Genomic DNA, 17,789 nt, shown 5'->3' on the forward strand with positions numbered 1-17,789 from the left:
GGCCCTGCCAGGGTCACGGTGACGACGAGAACTGGGGGGGTTGTGTCGTGGGAGGGATCGCACGCGTCCGCGTCGCCGCACTGGCGGCGCTGGCACTCGCGCTGGCCGGACTGACGGTGACCGTGACCGGGGTGCCGGCCTCGGCCGGGACGGCCTGCGTGGACACGGTCCACCCGCTTGGCCAGGCCACCGGCTGGACCGAGTTCGTCGAGGGCGACGGCCACCGCACCTCGGAGTCGGAGGGCTCGGTCGCCTACGGCGGCAACCTCCCGACCGGCATGACGGTCGGGTCCGACCTGACCGTGGCCAAGACCGTCCCGACCCTGGTCGTCGCGGGCAGCCACGGCGAGTGGTTCAACCTCAACAAGGGCAGCGCGTACGTCGTCCCGAAGTCGGGCGTCAACCACAACAGCGGCGGCAGCTACCTCAGCGCCAACCCGATCGACTTCGCCACCGCCTTCGCCCAGCTGCGCGCGGCCTCCACCCAGTGGGGCGCCGCCGCGGCCACCGGCACGCTCGTCGAGCAGAGCGACGTCGTCAACCGGATCATCGTGCTGCGCGGCTCCGACCCGAAGCTCAACGTCTTCACGCTCACCCAGGCCGAGCTGACCGCCGCGAAGACCATCGCGTACGACGTCCCGACCGGTGCCGCGGTGCTCGTCAACGTCCGTGGCGCCTCCGTCAGCATCACCAGCAAGATGACCCTCACGCCGGGCGGCGCGCAGCCGACCACGGCGGGGGTCCGGGCCCGCGGGCCGTTCATCTGGAACTTCCCGGAGGCCACCAGCCTCCGCTTCGACGTGGGCTCCGACTTCGGAGGTCACGTGATCGCGCCCCGTGCGGACGTCACCGTGCAGCTCGGCGTCCTCGTCGGGCAGGTCGTGGCGAAGTCGTTCCGCTCGCCCAACGAGACCCACGTCGCCTTCCTGCCCGCCACCGTCTGCCTGCCCGGGACGACGTCCACGCCCACCGAGCCGGAGGCGCCCGAGCAGCGCTCCGACGTCTCCGTCGCCAAGACCGTGTCGACCGCCAGCCCGCGCGGCGGCGACCAGGTCACCTACACGCTGACCGCCCGCAACCTCGGCGCCGCCGCCGCGACGGGGGTCGTCGTCCGCGACGTGCTGCCCGCCGGCGTCACGCTCGAGTCCCTGCCGAGCGGCTGCACGATCGCCGCCCGCACCGTCACCTGCGCCGCGGGCACCCTCGCCCCGGGAGCGTCGCGGTCGTACGGCGTCGCCGTGACCGCGGACCCCGTCGCCGGAGCGGGCGCTCCGGACGACCGCTGGGCGCTGCACGAGCTCACCCCGACCAAGCACGAGTGGCAGGTCGACCTGGAGCCGGGGGAGACGAGGACGGTGTCGGTCGGCTGCCCGAGGGCCGGCGCGATCCTCAGTGACGGCCAGCTCCGCGTCGACCACGTCGACCAGGGCACCGGCGCCCTCACCGACGTCCGGGTGCTGCGTCAGGAGTCCACCGGCCTCGGCACCTGGAAGGCGGTCGTGCGCAACGACGCCACCGGCCGCGCCCAGGCCAAGGCGTTCGTCGTCTGCCTGCCGCCGACGACCGAGGTCACCCAGGGCCACCGTCACGCGCTGGACGCGGACACCAACCCCGTGACGGCGTCGTACTCCTGGGCCGCGGGGCGGCGCACCGCCACCCTGTCCTGCCCGACCGGCACCGTCCCGATCGTCCCGGGCTACACGACCACCGGCGACGCTCCGCGCTGGTCGGGGTCCGAGCCCGTGGGCGCGACCGGCTGGCGGTTCGTCTTCGACCTCGACGACGCGACCACCGTCGTCCCGTCGATGCGCTGCCTGCGGCGCGAGGTGTCCGCGGCCGACGGCCACAGGCACGACCTGGTGCTGCAGCACGTCGCCCGGACCGTCACCGTCCCGCCGGGCGCCGTCGTCGAGGAGCAGGTCATCTGCTCCGACCTGGCCAAGGGCATCACCGCGACCTGGTCGCTGCCCGCCGGCGTCGTCCACCTCGGTAACGACCCGCGGCTGAAGGCCCGCGCCTTCCGGCTGCTCAACACCACGGGCAGCGCCCAGCAGGTGCTCCTCGATCTGGAGTGCCTCGGCGACCGGCCGGGTCCGGAGGTCCGCGGCCACGACCTCCCGGTGGTCGTCGACAACACCGCCACGGTCACCTCGACCTCCGAGGACGCCAATCCGGCCAACAACAGCGCCTCGGTCTCGATGAGCGTCCAGCCCGGCGCCGTCACTGCCACCGCCCTGGCCGCCGCCGGGGCGACCGCCAAGGTCGCCGTCGTCCGCGTCGTCTCGTCCATGCCGGGCACCGGGACGGTCGTCCTGCGCTCCGGCCGCACGGTCCTCGCCCAGGGCAAGACCGCGCTGCGCGCCGGCACGGTCACGGTCGTGACGGTGAAGCTGACCAAGAAGGGTCGCAAGGCCTTCCGCAAGCGCCGTACCGCCCGGGTGGTCGACGTCGTGGTCACCCCCGCCCGCGGCGCCCGCGACGTACGACGGGTCGTGCTGCGGCGGAGCTGATCGCCCGCCCTGCCCCGGCCCGAGCCCACGAACAGCGCAAATGCGCCGGTTACGGGTGAGTAGGTCGGCTACCGGCCCGTAACCAGCGCAATTGCGCCGATCGTGGGCGGCCGGCGGGCGACCCTTCGGGCGACCCGGGGCGGCTCAGACCGGCAGGCCGCGGGCGGTCAGTGCGGCGCGGAGCGCGACGGCGTCGGTGAAGAGGAAGCCGTGCATGCCGAGCGCGGTCGCGGCGGCGACGTTGTCGGCCCGGTCGTCGACGAAGACCAGGTTGCCGAGCGGCAGGCTGGCGCGCTCGCCGACGATGGCGAAGACCCGCGGGTCGGGCTTGGCGACGCCCTCGGTGCCGGAGACGACGATGCCGTCGAGCAGGGCCAGGAAGTCGAACATCGCCGGCGCGTGCGGCCAGAGCTCGTCGGACCAGTTGGTCAGCCCCCACTGGGGGACGCCCGCCGCGTGCAGGGCGCGTACGACGTCGACCGTGCCCGCCACCTCGCCGACCAGCGAGAGCGGGAAGTGCTCGCGGTAGGCCCGCGCGTGCGCGGCCCAGTGCGGGTGGGTCCGGGCGACCGAGGCCTCCGCGTCGGCCCAGCGGCCACCGGCGTCCTGGACGTGGTTGTAGGCCAGGAAGTCGAAGTCGTCGGCGGCCAGGAAGCGCGCCGCCTCCGCCGCGCCGACGCCGGCCGCGATCGCCGCGGCCGGCTGCCAGTCGATCAGGACGTTGCCCAGATCCCAGACGACCCCCGACGGTGTCCCGTCGGGGGTCGTGGTGGTGGTCTGCTTGCTCAAGCCGGTGTGGTCTCGGTACGCGGGTCGCGGCTTCGTTCCTCAGCCGCGCCGCTACTCGACCTGGCCCGTGCCGCGTCGGAGCGCTGGGGCCTCGCTGCGCTCAGCGCCAGCGCTCCGACGCGGGCGCAAACGTCAGCTGGCGGTCACCCGTGTAGATCTGCTTCGGGCGCGCGATCTTCTGCTCCTTGTCCTGCACCAGCTCGTGCCACTGGGCGAGCCACCCCGGCGTACGGCCGATGGCGAAGAGCACCGTGAACATCTCCGGCGGGAACTGGAAGGCCTCGTAGATGAGGCCGGAGTAGAAGTCGACGTTGGGGTAGAGCTTGCGCTTGACGAAGTACTCGTCCTCCAGCGCGATCTTCTCGAGCTCCAGGGCGATGTCGAGCAGCGGGTTGGTGCCGGTGACCTCGAAGACGTCCTCGGCGGACTTCTTGATGATCTTGGCGCGCGGGTCGTAGTTCTTGTAGACCCGGTGGCCGAAGCCCATCAGCTTCTCGTTGCCGTTCTTCACCCCGTCGATGAAGGACGGGATGTTCTCCTTCGAGCCGATCCGCCGCAGCATCCGCAGGACCGCCTCGTTGGCCCCGCCGTGCAGCGGCCCGAAGAGGGCGCCGACGCCGGCCGCGACCGCGGAGTAGGGGTCGACCTGGGAGGAGCCGACCGAGCGGACGGCGTTGGTCGAGCAGTTCTGCTCGTGGTCGGCGTGCAGGATGAACAGCACGTCGAGGGCCTTGACCAGCCGCTCGTCGGGCTCGTACTTCTGCTCGCTCATCTTGAACAGCATCGAGAGGAAGTTCGCGGTGTAGCCGAGGTCGTTGTCGGGGTAGACGAACGGCTTGCCCTGCGCGTGCCGGAAGGACCAGGCACCCAGGGTCGGCATCTTCGCGATCATCCGGACCATCTGCATGTGCCGGTTGTCGGCGTCGGAGATGTTGCGCGCGTCGGGGTAGAACGTGGAGAGGGCCCCCACCGACGCCATCAGCATCCCCATCGGGTGCGCGTCGTAGCGGAAGCCCTCCATGAACGACTTCACGTTCTCGTGCACGAACGTGTGGTAGGTGATCTCGTGCACCCACGCGTCGTACTCGGCCTTGGACGGGAGTGTGCCGTTGATCAGCAGGTAGGCGACCTCGAGGAAGTTGGACTTCTCGGCCAACTGCTCGATCGGGTACCCGCGGTACTCCAGGATGCCCTTCTCGCCGTCGATGTAGGTGACGGCGGAGCGACAGGAGGCGGTGTTGACGAAGCCGGGGTCGTAGACCGCGAGGCCCGGGGTCTCCTCGGTGGCCTTGATCTTCCCGAGGTCGGCAGCGCGGATGGTGCCGTCGACGATCGGTACGTCGTACTCCTGTCCGGTGCGGTTGTCACGGACGGTGAGGGAATCAGTCACCCTCGCAACTTATCCGTTGCCGGTAAAGCACCGACACCCGGTGTCCGCGTCACGGTCCCCTCGACGTTTTGACCGGCGCCTCGCGGGGCCCGTATCTTGAGTGGTCGCGCCCCTGCCGCTCTCTCTTCGAGGGCAGATCCGGACGAGTTCGAGCCGGGCAGTGTTCGTCAGAAGGCGCGTCTTCACCCACCCGGTCGGCAGACCGCCCGGGTCCCAACGAACGAGAAGGCTAGACCTGTGCCTACGTACAGCCCGAAGCCCGGGGACATCACCCGCCAGTGGCACGTCATCGACGCCACGGACATCGTCCTCGGCAAGCTCGCCGTCACCTCGGCGAACCTCCTGCGTGGCAAGCACAAGGCGATCTTCGCTCCCCACGTCGACACCGGTGACTTCGTCATCGTGATCAACGCGGAGAAGGTGGCCCTGTCCGGCACCAAGAAGACGACGAAGATGGCCTACCGCCACTCCGGCTACCCGGGCGGCCTCTCGGCCACCCCGATCGGTGAGCTGCTGGAGAAGGACGCCCGCAAGGCGATCGAGAAGGCCGTCTGGGGCATGCTCCCCAAGAACAAGCTCGGTCGGCAGATGCTGAAGAAGCTGAAGGTCTACTCCGGCCCGACGCACCCGCACGCGGCGCAGCAGGCCGTTCCCTTCGAGATCACCCAGATCTCCCAGTAATCGCACCCGCCGAACCGAGATCTGAAGAGGATTTGACAGTGGCTGACACTGAGACCAACGAGGTCGAGGAGACCTTCCAGGCCGACGAGCAGGGCGTTGCCTACAGCTCCGAGAGCGCCCCGTCCGCCGACGCCCCGCTGCGTCCCGCGACCATCGCTCCGGCGGGGGCCACCGGCCGCCGCAAGGAGGCCGTCGCCCGCGTCCGCATCGTCCCCGGCACCGGCCAGTGGCGCGTGAACGGCCGGACGCTGGAGTCGTACTTCCCGAACAAGCTGCACCAGCAGGTCGTCAACGAGCCCTTCGCCGAGCTGCAGCTCGACGGGCGCTTCGACGTCATCGCCCGCATCCACGGCGGTGGCATCACCGGCCAGGCCGGCGCGCTGCGCCTCGGCGTGGCCCGCTGCCTGAACGCGATCGACGTCGAGGCCAACCGCCCGGCGCTGAAGAAGGCCGGGCTGCTCACGCGTGACGCCCGCGTCATCGAGCGCAAGAAGGCCGGCCTCAAGAAGGCCCGCAAGGCTCCGCAGTTCAGCAAGCGCTGACGTCTCCTTCGTGGGACGTCTGTTCGGCACGGACGGGGTCCGGGGTCTGGCGAACGGTCGACTGACCGCTTCGCTGGCCCTGGACCTCTCCGTGGCCGCCGCCCGGGTGCTGGTCGACCGGGGCGAGTACGCCGGCAAGCGGCCGCTCGCCGTGGTCGGCCGGGACACCCGGATCTCGGGGCAGTTCCTCGAGCACGCCGTGGTGGCCGGTCTGGCCTCCGCCGGCGTCGACGTGCTGCGCGTCCGGGTGGTCCCGACGCCGGGCGTCGCCTACCTGACCGACTCCCTGGGCGCCGACCTGGGCGTGGTCATCAGTGCCTCGCACAACCCGATGCCCGACAACGGCATCAAGTTCCTGGCCCGCGGGGGCGTCAAGCTCGACGACGCGATCGAGCAGGCCATCGAGGAGCGGATGGGCCAGCCGTGGGAGCCGCCCACTGGCGGTGACGTCGGCCGCGTCACGCCGTACGCCACGCCGATCCAGGAGTACGTCGCCCACCTCGTCGCGACGACCAAGCCGCTCAGCGGCCTGAAGGTCGTCCTCGACTGCGCCCACGGGGCCGCGTCCGAGGCCGGACCGCTCGCGCTGGCCGAGGCCGGCGCGACGGTGATCGCGATCAACGCCGAGCCCGACGGGCTCAACATCAACGACGGCTGCGGCTCGACGCACCTGGAGCCGCTGCGCGCGGCCGTGCTGGAGCACGGCGCGGACGCCGGCTTCGCCCTCGACGGGGACGCCGACCGGTGCCTGGCGGTCGACCACCGCGGCGAGGTCGTGGACGGCGACCAGATCCTGGCCATCCTGGCCCTCGGCCTGCGCGACGCCGGTCGGCTGGCCGACGACACGGTCGTGGTGACCGTGATGAGCAACCTCGGGTTCCTCCGGGCGATGGAGGAGCACGGCGTCCGCGTCCGCCAGACCGCCGTCGGTGACCGCTACGTGCTCGAGGACATGAACGCGGGCGGCTACCTCCTCGGCGGCGAGCAGTCCGGCCACGTGATCCAGCGCGAGTTCGCGACCACCGGCGACGGCCTCCTCACCGCGCTGCACGTCCTGGAGCGGATGGTCGTGACGGGGGAGTCGCTGGCCTCGCTGGCCGGCGTGATGACCCGGTTCCCGCAGGTCCTGCTGAACGTCCCCGGGGTCGACCGCACCCGCACCGACGACCCGGTCCTCCTCGAGGCGGTCGCCGCCGAGGAGGCCGCCCTGGGGAGCAGCAGCCGGGTGCTGCTGCGGGCCTCCGGCACCGAGCCGCTGGTCCGGGTGATGGTCGAGGCCGAGACCCAGGACGGCGCCCAGGGCGTCGCCGAGCGGCTGGCCGCGGTCGTCCGCGAGCGGCTCGCCCTCGGCTGAGGTCGACTCGGCCTCTCACTAGGGTTGGGCCCATGACTGGGCCGACGCTGACCCTGGAGGGCGTGACCAAGCAGTTCGGACGGGTCCGCGCCGTCGACGACCTGTCCTTCACCGTGCGCCCCGGCGTGGTGACCGGCTTCCTCGGACCCAACGGGTCCGGCAAGACCACCACGCTGCGGATGCTGCTGGGCCTGGCCGAGCCGACCTCCGGCCGCGGCCTCGTGGGCGACCGCCCGTACGCCGAGCACCCGCAGCCGGCCCGGCTCGTCGGGTCGTCGCTGGACCCGGGGTTCCACCCCGGACGGACCGGCCTGGCGCACCTGGAGACCTACGCGCCCCAGGTCGGGGTCGGGCGGGCGCGCTGCCGCGAGGTGCTGGAGCTGGTCGGGATGGGCGACTTCGGCGACCGGCGCGTGGGCGCGTACTCGATGGGCATGAAGCAACGGCTGGGCCTGGCGACGGCGTTGCTCGCCGACCCGCCGGCGGTGGTCCTCGACGAGCCCGCCAACGGCCTCGACCCCGAAGGCATCGTCTGGCTCCGCGGGCTGCTCCGCCGCTTCGCCGAGGAGGGCCGGACCGTGCTGGTCTCCAGCCACGTCCTCACCGAGGTCCAGCACACCGTCGACGAGGTCGTGGTCATCGCCCGCGGCCGGCTCGTGCACGCCTCCTCGCTCGCCGAGCTGGCCGCCTCCGCGGAGTCGGGCACCCTCGTGGTCGCTGCCGACCCCGCCGGGCTGGCCCGGCTCGTCGCCGACCGGGGCTGGACCGCCGAACCGGAGGGAGCCGGCCTCCTGGTGCGCGGAATCCCCGCCGCGGAGGCGGGCGCGGCCTGCTTCGCCGCCGGCCTGGAGCTGCACCAGCTCGCCACGCGCACCGAGGACCTCGAGGCGGCCTTCCTGCGGCTCACGGCGGTGCCGGAGGTGGCGGCATGAGGAACGCCCTGCTCGCCGAGCACCGCAAGCTGGTCTCGACCCGGCTCTGGTGGGTGCTGCTGATCGGCATGGCCGGCTACCTCGCGTTCATCGGCGCGGTGATGGCCTTCACCTTCACCGTCACCGCCGACGGGGCCGAGGCCCCGCTCACCGGCGTCGACGCCGCGACCGCGACGTACTCGCTGGTGAACGCGATCGGCTACGTCTTCCCGCTCGTGGTGGGCAGCCTCTCGGTGACCTCCGAGTTCCGGCACCGCACGATCACCCAGACGCTGCTGGTCGAGCCGCGACGCACGGTCGTGGTGGTGGCCAAGCTGCTCGCGACGGTGCCCGTCGGCTTGGCCCTCGGGCTGGTCGGCGTCCTCGCCCTGGTTGCGACCAGCGCGCCGCTGCTGTCCTGGCGCGGCGACGGCGCGTTCCTCACCGACCCCGAGGTGATCGCGGTCCTGGTGCTCGGCGTCGTGACGACCGCCGTGTGGGCGGTCGTGGGCGCGGCCCTCGGGACCCTGCTCACCAACCAGGTCGCCGTGGTCGTCGTGATCCTCGCCTTCACCCAGCTGGTCGAGCCGATCGCCCGCACCGCCCTGGGTGCGTTCGACGCCGTCGCCGGCGTCTCGGCGTACCTGCCCGGAGCGGCGGCCGACGCGCTCATCGGCGCCAGCCTGTTCGGCGAGATCGCGGGGGTCGACCTGCTGCCGCGGTGGGCCGGCGCGCTGGTGCTCCTCGGGTACGGCGCGGTCTTCGCGCTGCTCGGTCGGCTCACGACCTTCCGGCGGGACATCGGATGAGCGGCGTCGAGCTCCGGGAGGTCGACCTGGCCGACGACGTGGCCCTGCGTGCGTGGTGGGAGGTCGGCGCGGCGGTCACCGCCCACGACCGCCCGTACGACGCCTGGCCGTCCTGGGACGTCGGGTCCGCGTCGATGCGGGCGGTCCGCAGCGACCTGGCCCGCTCCCGCCTGCTGGCCGTCGTGGACGGCGAGGTGGTCGGGCACGGCCTGGTCGTGTGGTGGCGGCTGGAGAACCGGCACCTCGCCGAGATCGAGGTCCGGGTGCGACCCGGGCACCGGCGGCGCGGCGTCGGCCGCGCACTGCTGGCCGAGCTGGAGCGCCGGGCGGCCGCGGAGGGACGGACGACGTACGTCGGGACCACCCACGCGCCGGTCGACGGGGAGAGCCCGGGGTCGCTCTTCGCCGCCGCGCACGGCTACCCGGTCGCCAGCGCCGAGGAGTCCAAGCTGCTCGACCTGGCGGTCGCACCGGACCGCTGGCCGCCCCTGGCGGTCGACGTCGCCGCGCACCTCGACGGCTACCGCGTGGCGGCCTTCGAGGACCGGGTCCCGCCGGAGTGGGTCGACGACTTCTGCGGCCTGCTGTCGCGCTTCATGTCGATGGTCCCGAGCGGCGACCTCGACCTCGAGGACGCGGCCTGGACCCCGGAGCGGCTGCACGAGCACGAGGAGCGGATGGCCGCCTCGGCCCGCGCCTGGCTGGTCGCGGTCGGGGTGGCGCCGGACGGACGGCTGGCCGGGTTCCACGAGCTCGGGGTCGGTCGGGCGGACCCCCGGCTGGCCACCGTCGGCGGCACGCTGGTGCTGCCCGAGCACCGCGGTCACCGGCTCGGGCTCGGCATGAAGCTGGCGACCCACCGGCGGCTGCAGGAGCTGTTCCCGGCCTGTCCGGTCGTCGTCACCACGAACGCCGGGGTCAACGCGCCGATGAACGCGGTCAACGAGGCGCTCGGCTACCGGGTCGTCGAGCGCTGCCTCGACGTGCAGAGACGCTCCGCTACAGCTTCCTGAGCCGCACGTAGCGGACCGAGTGGTCGCGGTCCTTGCGCAGCACCAGCGTGGCGCGGGCGCGGGTCGGCAGGATGTTCTGGACCAGGTTGGGTCCGTTGATCGTGTCCCAGATGCGCTGCGCCTCGGCGACGGCCTCGTCGGGCGTGAGGGCGGCGTACTTGGCGAAGTAGGAGCCCGGGTCGCGGAACGCGGTCTCGCGCAGGCGCAGGAAGCGGGAGACGTACCAGTCGCGGATCTTGTCGCGGCCGGCGTCGACGTACACGCTGAAGTCGAAGAAGTCGCTGACCGCCAGGCCGGTGCGGCCGTCGTCGCGCACCCGCGCCGGCTGCAGGACGTTGAGGCCCTCGACGATCACGATGTCGGGCCGCTTGATGACGACCTTCTGGTCGGGCACGACGTCGTAGACGAGGTGGGAGTACGTCGGCGCCTCGACCTCGTCCTTGCCGGACTTGATGTCGACCACGAAGCGCAGCAGCGCGCGGCGGTCGTAGGACTCGGGGAAGCCCTTGCGCTGCAGGATCCCGCGGCGCTCGAGCTCGGCGTTGGGGTAGAGGAAGCCGTCGGTCGTCACCAGCGCGACGTTCGGGTGCTCGGGCCAGTGGGCGAGCATCTGCTGCAGCACGCGGGCCGTCGTCGACTTGCCGACCGCCACCGAGCCGGCCAGCCCGATCACGAACGGCGTGCGCGGCGGGGTGCGTTGGTGGAGGAAGGCCTCCTGGGCGCGGTGCAGCTGGCCGGCGGCGCCGACGTACAGGCTGAGGAGACGGCTGAGGGGGAGGTAGACCTCCTGGACCTCGTCGAGGTCGAGGGACTCCCCGAGGCCGCGGAGGCTCTGGACCTCCTCGACGCTGAGCGGGTTCTCGGTCTCCGCCGCGAGCGCCGCCCAGGCCGACCGGTCGAGGTTGGCGTACGGGGAGGACTCGTGGGCACCGTCGTGGTGACCGCCGGAAGACATGGGCGCGATTGTTGCAGCAAGGTTGCCGCCGCCGGGTGTGGCGTCCGCCTCACTGCCCGGCGGGCGCTCCCGGGCGGGGCGGGGACGCCGCCCTAGAGTGGGGCCCATGTGCGGCATCGTGGGCTACGTCGGGGAACAGCAGGCCCAGAGCGTGGTCATCGAGGGACTGCGGCGCCTGGAGTACCGCGGCTACGACTCCGCCGGGATCGCGCTGGTCGACGGCGACGCGCTCGCGGTCGACAAGCGGGCGGGCAAGCTCGCCAACCTCGAGAAGGCGATCGTCGACGCGCCGCTCCCGCCCTCGACCACCGGCATCGGGCACACCCGCTGGGCCACCCACGGCGCGCCCAACGACGCCAACGCGCACCCGCACCTCGGCCACGCCGGCCGGGTCGGGCTGGTCCACAACGGGATCATCGAGAACTTCGCCGACCTGCGGGCCCGGCTCGAGGCCGACGGGCACGACCTGCTCTCCGAGACCGACACCGAGGTCGCCGCCCACCTGCTGGAGCTGCAGGTCGCCACCGGCGTCGACCTGACCACCGCGATGCAGCGGGTCTGCCAGCAGCTCGAGGGCGCCTTCACCCTGGTCGCCGTCGACGCGCTCGACCCCTCCCGGGTGGTCGCGGCGCGGCGCAACAGCCCGCTGGTCGTCGGCCTGGGCGAGGGCGAGAACTTCCTCGGCTCCGACGTCGCCGCGTTCATCGAGCACACCCGCGAGGCGCTGGAGCTGGGCCAGGACCAGGTCGTCACGATCACCCGCTCCGGCGTGTCCGTGACCGGCTTCGACGGGACGCCCGCCGAGGGCAAGCGCTACCACGTCGACTGGGACCTGTCGGCCGCCGAGAAGGACGGCCACGACTGGTTCATGCGCAAGGAGATCTTCGAGCAGCCCCGCGCGGTCGCCGACTCGCTCCTCGGCCGGCACACCCGCGGCGGGCAGCTGCAGCTCGACGAGATGCGGCTCTCCGACCAGGAGCTGCGCGACATCGACAAGATCATCATCATCGCGGCCGGCACGTCGTTCTACGCCGGCATGGTCGCGAAGTACGCCATCGAGCACTGGTGCCGGGTGCCGGTCGAGGTCGAGCTCTCCTCGGAGTTCCGCTACCGCGACCCGATCCTCGACTACTCGACCCTGGTCGTCGCGATCAGCCAGTCCGGCGAGACCGCCGACACCCTGCAGGCCATCCGGCACGCCCGGCTGCAGCGCTCCAAGGTGCTGGCGATCTGCAACACCAACGGCTCGACCATCCCCCGCGAGTCCGACGCGGTCATCTACACCCACGCCGGCCCGGAGATCGGCGTCGCCTCGACCAAGGGGTTCCTGACCCAGCTGGTCGCCTGCTACCTGCTCGCGCTCTACCTCGCCCAGGTCAAGGGCACGCGGTACGGCGACGAGATCGCGCTGGTCATGGAGCAGCTCGAGGCGATGCCGGCCCACATCTCCTCGGTGCTCGACGCGGCGCCCGAGATCTACGACCTGGCCCGGGAGCACGTCGGCACCCGGTCGGTCCTCTACCTCGGCCGGCATGCCGGCTACCCGGTCGCCCTGGAGGGGGCGCTGAAGCTCAAGGAGCTCGCCTACCTGCACGCCGAGGGATTCGCCGCGGGCGAGCTGAAGCACGGCCCGATCGCGCTGGTCGAGGAGGGGCTGCCGGTGCTGTGCGTCGTCCCGCCCCGCGGGCGCGACCAGCTGCACGACAAGATGATCAGCGGCATCCAGGAGGTGCGGGCCCGCGGCGCCTACACGATCTGCCTGGCCGAGGAGGGCGACGAGGCGATCACGCCGTACGCCGACCACGTCATCCGGCTGCCCCGGGTCCCGGTGCTGCTCCAGCCGCTGGTCGCCGTCGTACCCCTGCAGCTGTTCGCGTGCGAGCTGGCCACCGCGATGGGCCACGACGTCGACCAGCCGCGCAACCTCGCGAAGTCGGTCACGGTCGAGTGATCGTCGGGGTCGGCATCGACGTCTGCGACATCGAGCGCTTCGGCGCGTCCCTGGCGCGGACCCCCGGCCTGCGCGACCGGCTGTTCACCCCCGCCGAGGCCGGCCGCCCGCTCGCCTCCCTCGCCGCCCGGTTCGCCGCCAAGGAGGCCTTGGCCAAGGCGCTGGGCGCCCCCGTCGGCCTGGCCTGGCACGACGCCGAGGTGGTCAACGAGTCCTCGGGCCGGCCGCTGCTGGAGATGCGCGGCTCGGTCCTCGCCCGGGCCACCGAGCTGGGCGTCGTCTCCGTGCACGTCTCGCTCTCCCACGACGCCGGCATCGCCTCGGCAGTGGTGGTCCTGGAGGGCTGAGCCCGCGAGTCGTGCCCCGGGCCGGGCGCCCGGACGCGCGCCGAGGGACACGGCTCGAAGTCGTCCCTCCCGGACTCGCTGCCGAAACGGTTCGGTAATCCCCTCTCCTTACGGTCACGTCGGTCTCGGGATCGACCAGGGGAGGAACAGCGTGAAGAAACTCAGGAGGTCGCGGGCGTCGTTCGCCGCAGCGGCTCTCGGCACGGCCGTGCTGACGGTGGGCGCCACCGGTCCGGCCAGCTCGCAGGAGGCGGCGCCCGCCGCCACGGGCGACGGGATCTACCTCGCCCCGTACTACACGAAGGGCGACCTCACCGGGGACCAGCAGATCGACGGCGACGACCTCGACCTGCTCGTCGCCGCGCTCGGCACGAAGAAGGGCGACGCCGGCTGGGCGGCCGTCTCCGCGGCCGACTACGACGGTGACGACGAGATCGAGCTGACCGACGTCGCCGACCTCTCGCAGCGGATGCTGTACGACGACGGCGCGTTCGACCTGGTCGAGGCCTCGGCGCTCGACATGCAGAAGGCCATGAACGCGGGCGTCACCAGCTCGGTGAAGCTGACCCAGGCCTACCTCGACCGGATCGCGGCGTACGACGCGAAGACGTTCGAGGCGACCGGTACCCGGGCCCTGAACTCGATCGTCACGACCGGCGGGCCGAAGGCCCTCGCCGCGGCCGCGGCGAGCGACGCGGCCCGGGCGGCCAACGGCGGCCCGTCGAGCATGCTCGACGGCATCCCGGTTCTGCTGAAGGACAACTACGACACCGTGGACATGCCGACCAGCGCCGGCACGGGTGGCTGGAAGAACAACCAGACCGTCGACGACGCGTTCATGGTGAAGGGCCTACGCGACGCGGGCGCCGTCATCCTGGGCAAGGCGTCCCTCGACGAGTTCGCGCTCGGCTTCACCTCGGAGTTCAGCACGAACAGCGACCCCGGCAAGTCGCTGCTGATCTCCAGCCCCTACGTGATGACCAGGACCGCCGGTGGCTCGAGCGGCGGCACCGGCGCCTCGATCGCGGCCAACCTCGGCGCGATCGGCTTCGGCACCGACACCGGCGGCTCGATCCGGATCCCGTCGTCCTACAACCAGCTGGTCGGCATCCGGCCCACGGTCGGCCTGTCCAGCCGGGACGGCATCGTCCCGCTCGCGCTGAGTCAGGACACCGGCGGCCCGATCACGCGCTCGGTCGCGGACGCGGCGGTCGCGCTCGACGCGGTCACCGGCGTCGACCCGAACGACCCGATCACCAGCGAGCAGACGGGCAAGGTGCCGGCGTCGTACACGGCGGCGCTCGACCCGGACGCCCTCCGGGGCAAGCGGATCGGCTACCTGACCAGCATGCTCGGCTCCAACGCGACGACCGTGCGCCTGTTCAACCAGGCGGTCGCGGACCTGACCGCCCAGGGCGCCACCGTGGTGCCGATCTCGACGACCCCGGCCGCCGTGACCGCCACCCTCAACGAGGGCAGCGGCAGCACCAACGAGTTCAAGCGCGACCTGAACATCTACATCCAGCAGCACCTCGACCCGACGGTCACCCAGCGCAGCATCGCGGACCTGCTGGCGGGCGGTCAGATGGTCCCGGGCCGGTCCGGCACCTACTCGGGGCGCAACAACCTCACCCAGACGCAGTACGAGACCTGGATGGGCACCCACCTCAAGGCCATCGCCGACGGCGAGGTCGCGGTGAACGCCCTCCTGGCGGAGCAGAACGTGTCGGCGCTGATCTACCCGAGCGGCAACCCGTACGGCACGCAGAGCACCAACATGCGGCTCAGCCCGAACACCGGCATGCCGGCGGTGTCGGTCCCGATGGGCCAGGCGGCCGCCGGGGACGGGACCAGCCCGATCCTGGGCGCCGGCGTCAACCTCGAGCTGCTCGGCCCGAGCTACTCCGAGGAGATGCTGCTCGGCTACGCCTACGACTACGAGCAGGCCACCCACCACCGCACCACCCCGGCGCTCTTCCCAGCCCTCGAGGAGGACTGATGAGCGAGATCGAGAAGAGGACGCAGATGAGCAAGCGCCGGCAGCAGATCGGCGGGGTGGCCGCCCTGGCCCTCGGACTCGGGGCCCTGGCCTGGATCCCGAACGCCGTGGCCGGTCCGGACGACACCGTGATCACCGAGGCCGCGGCGCTCGACGGCTACGGCATCGAGGTGTCGGCCGACGAGGTCGTCGTGGGTGACACCGTGACCGTGACGGTCACGGCCACCGACGTGAGCGACCTCTACGCCTACGACCTGAAGCTCGCGTACGACGCCGACGTGCTCGACTACGTCGACGACAGTGCGCGCACCGACCTCACCGGCTCGACGTACGGGCTGGAGTCGGCGGGGGCGGTCGAGGTGGTGCACACCAAGCTCGGCACCTCCCCGGCCGCGACCGGGCCGGTGACCCTGGCCGAGGTCACCTTCACGGCGGTCGGCGTCGGCCCGGCGGCGGTCTCGGCGCCGTCGTTGGAGACGGTCACCACGGCTCGGGCTTCGACCACGACGACCGGCATCGGCGTGGTCCCGGTCGAGGCGCTCGCCAAGGCGGCCCCGGTCGCCACGACGGCGCCGAAGGTCTCCGGCACGGTCCGGGTCGGACGGACACTCGCCGTCTCGGGCGGCAGCTGGGACGTCCCCGGGGTGTCGCTGACCTACCAGTGGCGTCGCGCGGGTCGGCCCGTCGCAGGGGCCACGGGCCGGTCCTACGTCCTCCGCCCGGCCGACGCCGGCACGTTGGTCGACGTGGTCGTCTCGGCGGCGAAGAAGGACCACGTGACCGGCTCGGCCACGGCCGCCGCCGGCACCGTCGCCCGGGCCACCACGTCCACCACGGTGACGGCGCCGCGCACGGTCAAGAAGAGCAAGCGCCCGACGGTGCGGATCGCCGTGGCGGCCTCCGGGATCACCCCGGCCGGCACGGTGAAGGTGACCTACGGCGGCAAGGTGGTCAAGGCCGCCGCCCCGCTGAAGAACGGCAAGGTCACCGTCACGCTGCCCCGCAAGAAGGCCGGCAGCTACCGGCTGAAGGTCGTCTACCGGCCGGCCGTCGGCTTCACGGCCAGCAGCAAGACGGTCACGGTCCGCGTCCGTCGCTGACCCGACCGCTCCACGCCGCGCCCGGCCGACCCTGCGCTCAGTAGGGTCGGCCGGGTGAGGCACGCACACACCGTCGAGCAGGTACGCCGGGCCGAGTCGGCGCTGATGGCCCGGCTGCCCGAGGGCACGCTGATGCAGCGGGCGGCGCACGGGCTGGCGCACGCGGTCCTCGACCTGCTGGGATCGTCGTACGGGCGGCGGGTGCTGCTGCTCGTCGGCTCGGGCGACAACGGCGGCGACGCCCTGTACGCCGGCGCGGTCCTCGCCCGGCGCGGCTGCGCGGTCGAGGCCTGGCTGCTGTCCGAGCACGCGCACACGGGCGGGCTCGCGGCTCTGCACGCGGCCGGCGGCCGGGTCGTGACCGATGCCCCGGCCCGCCCCGACGTCGTCGTGGACGGCGTGGTGGGGATCGGCGGCCGACCGGGCCTGCGGCCCGACGCGGCGGCCGCCTTCGCCCGGGTCGCCGGCGTGCCGCTGGTCGCCGTCGACACGCCCAGCGGCGTGGACGTCGACACCGGCGAGCTCCCCGACGCCCACGTCGTCGCCGACCTCACCGTCACCTTCGGCACCCACAAGATCGCCCACCTCGTCGACCCGGCCGCGGCGGCCTGCGGCGCGGTGCACCTGGTCGACCTCGGTCTGGAGCTGCCGCACGCGCACGTCGAGGCCCTCCAGCCCGCCGACGTGGCCCACCTGCTGCCGCGGCCCACGAGCGACGCGCAGAAGTACACCCGTGGCGTCGTCGGCGTCCGGGCCGGCTCGACGCAGTACCCGGGCGCCGCGCTGCTGAGCGTGGCCGGCGCGGCGAGCGGCCTGGCCGGCATGGTCCGGTACGTCGGCGAGCCCGCCGTCGCCGACCGGGTGCGGACCGCCCACCCGGAGGTCGTCGGCGCCGGCCGGGTCCAGGCCTGGGTGGTCGGCTCGGGCGGGGGCGAGCACGCCGGGGCCGAGCTCCGGGCCGCGCTGGCCGACGGCGTCCCGACCGTCGTCGACGCCGACGCGCTCCACCACGTCGACCACACCCTCCCGCAGCACACCGTGCTCACGCCGCACGCCGGCGAGCTCGCGCGGATGCTCGGCGTCGAGCGGGCCGAGGTCGAGGCCGCCCCGCTGGCGCACGCGCGGCACGCGGTGGCGTCGTACGGCTGCGTGGTGCTGCTGAAGGGGCGCCGGACCCTGGTGGCGGCGCCCGACGGGCGGGTGCGGGTCACCGAGACCGGGGTCCCGTGGCTGGCCACCGCCGGCGCGGGCGACGTGCTGGGCGGGCTGATCGGCGCCCTGCTCGCCGCCGGGCTCCCGTCGTACGACGCGGCCTCGGTGGGGTCCTGGCTGCACGGCGCGGCCGCGGCCCTGGCGTCGCGCGGCGGCCCGGTCGTCGCGGGTGAGGTGGCGCACGCGATCCCGGACGCGGTCCGCAACCTCCCACGCGTCTGAGGGA

15 protein-coding genes are annotated in these 17,789 nt (G+C 72.8%); 12 read left to right on the plus strand and 3 right to left on the minus strand.

The genetic code is table 11. The features are described from left to right. Positions 1 to 47: 47 nt before the first annotated feature. A complete protein-coding gene (locus BLT76_RS00915) occupies positions 48 to 2,510 on the plus strand; it encodes a choice-of-anchor A family protein (RefSeq protein ID WP_090849830.1) in 2,463 nt (820 codons plus the stop codon). 144 nt (positions 2,511 to 2,654) lie between these two features. Here BLT76_RS00915 and BLT76_RS00920 read toward each other — a convergent pair whose 3' ends face one another. After that, on the minus strand, positions 2,655 to 3,299 hold the full coding sequence (locus tag BLT76_RS00920) for an HAD-IA family hydrolase (protein WP_090849832.1): 645 nt from the start codon (positions 3,297 to 3,299) through the stop codon (positions 2,655 to 2,657). 100 nt (positions 3,300 to 3,399) lie between these two features. After that, entirely contained in the window at positions 3,400 to 4,689 is a 1,290-nt protein-coding gene (locus tag BLT76_RS00925) for a citrate synthase (RefSeq protein ID WP_090849834.1), read from the minus strand. Between the two features lie 237 nt (positions 4,690 to 4,926). Between BLT76_RS00925 and rplM the strand changes: the two genes are divergently transcribed. The 6 genes from rplM to BLT76_RS00955 are packed head-to-tail and all read left to right on the plus strand — an operon-like array spanning position 4,927 to position 9,999. Then, the gene (gene rplM, locus BLT76_RS00930; protein WP_090849835.1) at positions 4,927 to 5,370 is read left to right on the plus strand and encodes a 50S ribosomal protein L13; all 444 of its coding nucleotides are present in this window, start codon (positions 4,927 to 4,929) and stop codon (positions 5,368 to 5,370) included. A 38-nt stretch (positions 5,371 to 5,408) separates the two neighbouring features. Further along, positions 5,409 to 5,912, plus strand: a complete 504-nt coding sequence (gene rpsI / locus BLT76_RS00935; protein WP_090849837.1) for a 30S ribosomal protein S9 — start codon at positions 5,409 to 5,411, stop codon at positions 5,910 to 5,912. A gap of 10 nt (positions 5,913 to 5,922) precedes the next feature. Next, the gene (glmM, locus tag BLT76_RS00940) at positions 5,923 to 7,266 is read left to right on the plus strand and encodes a phosphoglucosamine mutase (RefSeq protein WP_090849839.1); all 1,344 of its coding nucleotides are present in this window, start codon (positions 5,923 to 5,925) and stop codon (positions 7,264 to 7,266) included. Between the two features lie 32 nt (positions 7,267 to 7,298). Beyond that, the gene (locus BLT76_RS00945; protein WP_090849840.1) at positions 7,299 to 8,198 is read left to right on the plus strand and encodes an ABC transporter ATP-binding protein; all 900 of its coding nucleotides are present in this window, start codon (positions 7,299 to 7,301) and stop codon (positions 8,196 to 8,198) included. Beyond that, on the plus strand, positions 8,195 to 8,986 hold the full coding sequence (locus tag BLT76_RS00950) for an ABC transporter permease (RefSeq protein ID WP_090849842.1): 792 nt from the start codon (positions 8,195 to 8,197) through the stop codon (positions 8,984 to 8,986). Before BLT76_RS00945 ends, BLT76_RS00950 begins: the two co-directional genes overlap by 4 nt. Further along, positions 8,983 to 9,999: a GNAT family N-acetyltransferase gene (locus tag BLT76_RS00955; protein WP_090849844.1), complete on the plus strand. Its 1,017-nt coding sequence runs from the start codon at positions 8,983 to 8,985 to the stop codon at positions 9,997 to 9,999. The genes BLT76_RS00950 and BLT76_RS00955 overlap by 4 nt, the downstream gene beginning before the upstream one ends. On the opposite strand, the gene coaA is transcribed toward BLT76_RS00955, so the two are convergent. After that, a complete protein-coding gene (gene coaA / locus BLT76_RS00960; protein WP_090849846.1) occupies positions 9,986 to 10,954 on the minus strand; it encodes a type I pantothenate kinase in 969 nt (322 codons plus the stop codon). The genes BLT76_RS00955 and coaA overlap by 14 nt on opposite strands. A gap of 106 nt (positions 10,955 to 11,060) precedes the next feature. On the opposite strand from coaA, the gene glmS reads away from it, so the two are divergent. The 5 genes from glmS (at position 11,061) to BLT76_RS00985 (ending at position 17,785) form a co-directional block, all read left to right on the plus strand. Then, positions 11,061 to 12,905, plus strand: coding sequence for a glutamine--fructose-6-phosphate transaminase (isomerizing) (gene glmS, locus BLT76_RS00965; protein ID WP_090849849.1), 1,845 nt, complete (start codon positions 11,061 to 11,063; stop codon positions 12,903 to 12,905). Next, positions 12,902 to 13,252 (plus strand): holo-ACP synthase, encoded by a 351-nt coding sequence (locus tag BLT76_RS00970; RefSeq protein WP_090849851.1) that lies wholly within the window; start codon positions 12,902 to 12,904, stop codon positions 13,250 to 13,252. The genes glmS and BLT76_RS00970 overlap by 4 nt, the downstream gene beginning before the upstream one ends. Positions 13,253 to 13,403: 151 nt before the next feature. Further along, positions 13,404 to 15,251 carry an amidase family protein gene (locus BLT76_RS00975; protein WP_090849853.1) on the plus strand — a complete coding sequence of 616 codons (1,848 nt, stop codon included), beginning with the start codon at positions 13,404 to 13,406 and terminating at the stop codon, positions 15,249 to 15,251. Then, positions 15,251 to 16,351, plus strand: coding sequence for a cohesin domain-containing protein (locus tag BLT76_RS00980; RefSeq protein ID WP_090849855.1), 1,101 nt, complete (start codon positions 15,251 to 15,253; stop codon positions 16,349 to 16,351). Before BLT76_RS00975 ends, BLT76_RS00980 begins: the two co-directional genes overlap by 1 nt. 54 nt (positions 16,352 to 16,405) lie before the next feature. After that, entirely contained in the window at positions 16,406 to 17,785 is a 1,380-nt protein-coding gene (locus BLT76_RS00985; protein WP_090849857.1) for an NAD(P)H-hydrate dehydratase, read from the plus strand. Positions 17,786 to 17,789: the final 4 nt, after the last annotated feature.

Source organism: Nocardioides lianchengensis (assembly GCF_900101465.1).
In the GTDB taxonomy this organism is placed as follows: Bacteria; Actinomycetota; Actinomycetes; order Propionibacteriales; family Nocardioidaceae; genus Nocardioides; species Nocardioides lianchengensis.

Coding starts and splice junctions, on each gene's coding strand:
- BLT76_RS00955 (WP_090849844.1), top strand. CDS start 8,983: ATGAGCGGCGTCGAGCTCCGGGAGGTCGACCTGGCCGACGACGTGGCC.
- BLT76_RS00980 (WP_090849855.1), top strand. CDS start 15,251: ATGAGCGAGATCGAGAAGAGGACGCAGATGAGCAAGCGCCGGCAGCAG.
- coaA (WP_090849846.1), bottom strand. CDS start 10,954: ATGTCTTCCGGCGGTCACCACGACGGTGCCCACGAGTCCTCCCCGTAC.
- BLT76_RS00945 (WP_090849840.1), top strand. CDS start 7,299: ATGACTGGGCCGACGCTGACCCTGGAGGGCGTGACCAAGCAGTTCGGA.
- BLT76_RS00950 (WP_090849842.1), top strand. CDS start 8,195: ATGAGGAACGCCCTGCTCGCCGAGCACCGCAAGCTGGTCTCGACCCGG.
- glmS (WP_090849849.1), top strand. CDS start 11,061: ATGTGCGGCATCGTGGGCTACGTCGGGGAACAGCAGGCCCAGAGCGTG.